Annotated in this window: 3 protein-coding genes; all 3 read right to left on the reverse strand. The window is 41.6% G+C overall.

Translation table 11 applies throughout. From position 1 onward, the window contains the following. Nucleotides 1-25: 25 nt before the first annotated feature. Nucleotides 26-1,273, reverse strand: coding sequence for a CDP-glycerol glycerophosphotransferase family protein (locus tag WMO25_RS16790; protein ID WP_349086298.1), 1,248 nt, complete (start codon nucleotides 1,271-1,273; stop codon nucleotides 26-28). Nucleotides 1,274-1,275: 2 nt separating this feature from the next. After that, a complete protein-coding gene (locus WMO25_RS16795; protein WP_349086300.1) occupies nucleotides 1,276-2,301 on the reverse strand; it encodes a ribitol-5-phosphate dehydrogenase in 1,026 nt (341 codons plus the stop codon). A 1-nt stretch (nucleotide 2,302) separates the two neighbouring features. Then, a partial coding sequence (locus WMO25_RS16800) for an IspD/TarI family cytidylyltransferase (protein WP_349086302.1) occupies nucleotides 2,303-2,894 on the reverse strand: 592 nt, incomplete at its 5' end.

Below are 2,894 nucleotides of genomic sequence, written 5' to 3' on the forward strand. Positions count from 1 at the left end.
GGTACAATAACTGAAACTTTCTTCATTATTTATTCCTCCGTGATCTGTTAGCGCTATTTAAGACTAACGCCATAATTCGATCTGTTGCATGGCCATCACATGATGACATAAATTTTTCTTTAAAAGCATGAACCTGAGCCTGATCAAATCGTGCATCCAAATGTCTGATATAGTCAATGATTTCTTCTGTCTCTTTCACAACCGGCCCCGGTGTCAATTCATCATAATTATAATAAAAGCCGCGCCAGTCAAAATAATCATCCAAATCGTACGCAAAGAAAATCATCGGCCTTTCAAATAATGAATATTCAAAAATCAACGATGAGTAGTCTGAAACGCATACATCACTGGCGCATAATAGCTGATCAATCTCCAGGCTCTTTGTCACATCCATGGCAAAATCCGCACAATCCTCCGGTACAACCGGCGGCTGTTTGACAAACGGATGATGCTTGATCAATAATACATATTCATCTCCCAATGCACGCTTCATTGCAGGAATATCCAAACAATCCGGGCTCTCAGCCTTAGCTACCCGGCCTCTGAATGTCGGTGCATAAAGAATGATCTTCTTATTCTCCGCAGCCGGGCATACCGAATAGACAGCCGCTTTAGACTGCTCAATAAAATGCTGATCATAAAAAACATCCGTACGGCTGACACCTGTTGCCACAACCTGTGTCTTTGTGTCCTTCAGATTCATGGCCTCCTCATAAGCCCAGATCACTTCCGGACTGCTGACTGTCACGTAAGACAGATTGCCGTAATTTGGATATTTCTCCAGAGACTTTCTGTTGTCACCAAAAATAAGCTCCGCCGTACTCATGCCGAATTTCTTAAATGCACCGCAGGCATGCCATAACTGATAAATTTTTGTTCCTTTGCGCAACGGAATACAACTGGTCACATTGCATGCGTCATTCAGGAATACATAATGAGCATCGGAAATGTCTTCAAGCATTCTCAGACACCGCTTAATATATCCCCACTTTCCCGGTTTAATATTCTCAATAAACTGCTCATGAACATCAAAACCATCCGCCTTCATGCGATCATAGACAAGCCGGAAACTGTCTGTAATCTCATCAAAACGAACTTCCACAAAAACTGCTTTTTCCCTTTTAATCTTCTTCCCTTTAATGTAGTGTTTGTATCCCAACGGAAAGACAATACGAAACATCAGTATCTGACCGACCTTTTTCCTGGTCTGCCAGTAAAGTTTTTTTGTGCCATTTGGCAAAACATCATAAATCTTCTTCAATACCTTCTTCATTGCTAATTATCCCATATCATAACGGTTTTACCCATAATCTTATGAATATCCGATTCAAATGCCTTTGTCATATCTGCAATACTTCTGACTTTGATCTCTGCACCCACAATCTTTTCCAGATGATTGACAACCTCCGGATGTTCCTTGTACAAATTGATCAACCCCTGGAAATCTGCACGTCCGCTTCGGCTGCTGCCGAAAATCCGCAGTCCCTTCTCAAGGACCATTCGTGTATTAATCGGTGCAAGATCCTCAGAAACACCCATAATAGAGATTGTGCCTTCCGGATTGATATAATCAATGATCTGATTAATCGCCTTAGATGCAGCTGCCCCACCGACACACTCAAAGGCATGATCCAAATGAAGATCTTCCGGTATATCCGTGACAAGGTAAGTATCATCCACAAAGGAGAAATCGTTCAGTTTATACTCATTGACCCCAAATACGCAAACCTTTGTATTCGGTAAAAGTTTCTTCAATAATAAAGAGGTAATATAACCCAGATTGCCATCGCCCCATACACCAATGACATTTCTTCTTTCATGAGAAAAGCGAAGAAATCTCTGGATAGCATGATAGCTGACACTGACAATCTCTGTAAACGCCGCAACTGAAAGGTTGATATCTTCCGGCAAAATAACCAGCCGATCCGGTTCCATGCTCACATATTCCTGCATAAAACCGTCAAAGCCACTGGCTCTGAACTTACTGCTGCGCAGATAATTCTCAGCGATGATCTCGTCCTGCTCTACCGGTGTATTTGGAATCATGACTACCAGTGTTCCCTGTTCAAAATGGCCTGTCGGGTCATAGATTACCCGGCCGATGCCTTCATGGATCAAAGCCATCGGCAGCTTTTTCTTTAGAACAGCTTCCGCACGAAGTCCCTGATAATAACGCTGATCTGCATTGCAGATAGATAAATGGGTTGGATGAACAATCACATGTTTGTCATCCATGGTAATATCTTTAAAAACAACTTCAAACTGGCGAGGTCTGACTAACTGATAAACTGTATTTAACACCCTATTTTCCTCCTAACAAAGATTCTGCCATACGGATATCTGAAGGATATGTGATCTTGATATTTGTCACATCACCTTCCACAAGACGAACCTGCTCGCCTTTGAGCACCATGATCTTGCAGGCATCTGTCAGAATTTCCTTTTCTTCTTCTGTCATATTCAGGTATATATCCCGCAGTTTCTTTGCCTTAAATGACTGAGGGGTCTGTCCCAGATACATGGTTGATCTCTCTGGAATACAACTGATATTCTGATGATCTTTGCTCTCTACAATTGTATCCGTTGCAGGAATAACCGTATCGCAAGCACCGTATGCCATAGCCGCCTGAATATTCTCCTCAATCATTCTATGGGTAACAAACGGGCGAACTGAATCATGAGTCACAATAATTGTATCCTCATCCAGACCAAAGTTCTCTTCAATATAACGAATGCCGTTCATGATTGTCTCATTTCTCGTCGAACCGCCTTGAATAACAACCAACTTATCTCTCATTGGGATATATTTCTTAATCAGATCATTGGTATGAGAGATCCAGGCCTTTGGTGAAAGGATAATAATTTTATCAAATTCTGTATGAATTGCAAATTTC

The sequence above is a fragment of the Coprococcus intestinihominis genome (assembly GCF_040096555.1).
Taxonomy (GTDB): domain Bacteria; phylum Bacillota; class Clostridia; order Lachnospirales; family Lachnospiraceae; genus Coprococcus_A; species Coprococcus_A intestinihominis.

Excerpts from the sequence above, each read along its gene's own strand:
- WMO25_RS16790 (WP_349086298.1), bottom strand. The coding sequence starts at position 1,273 with ATGAAGAAGGTATTGAAGAAGATTTATGATGTTTTGCCAAATGGCACA.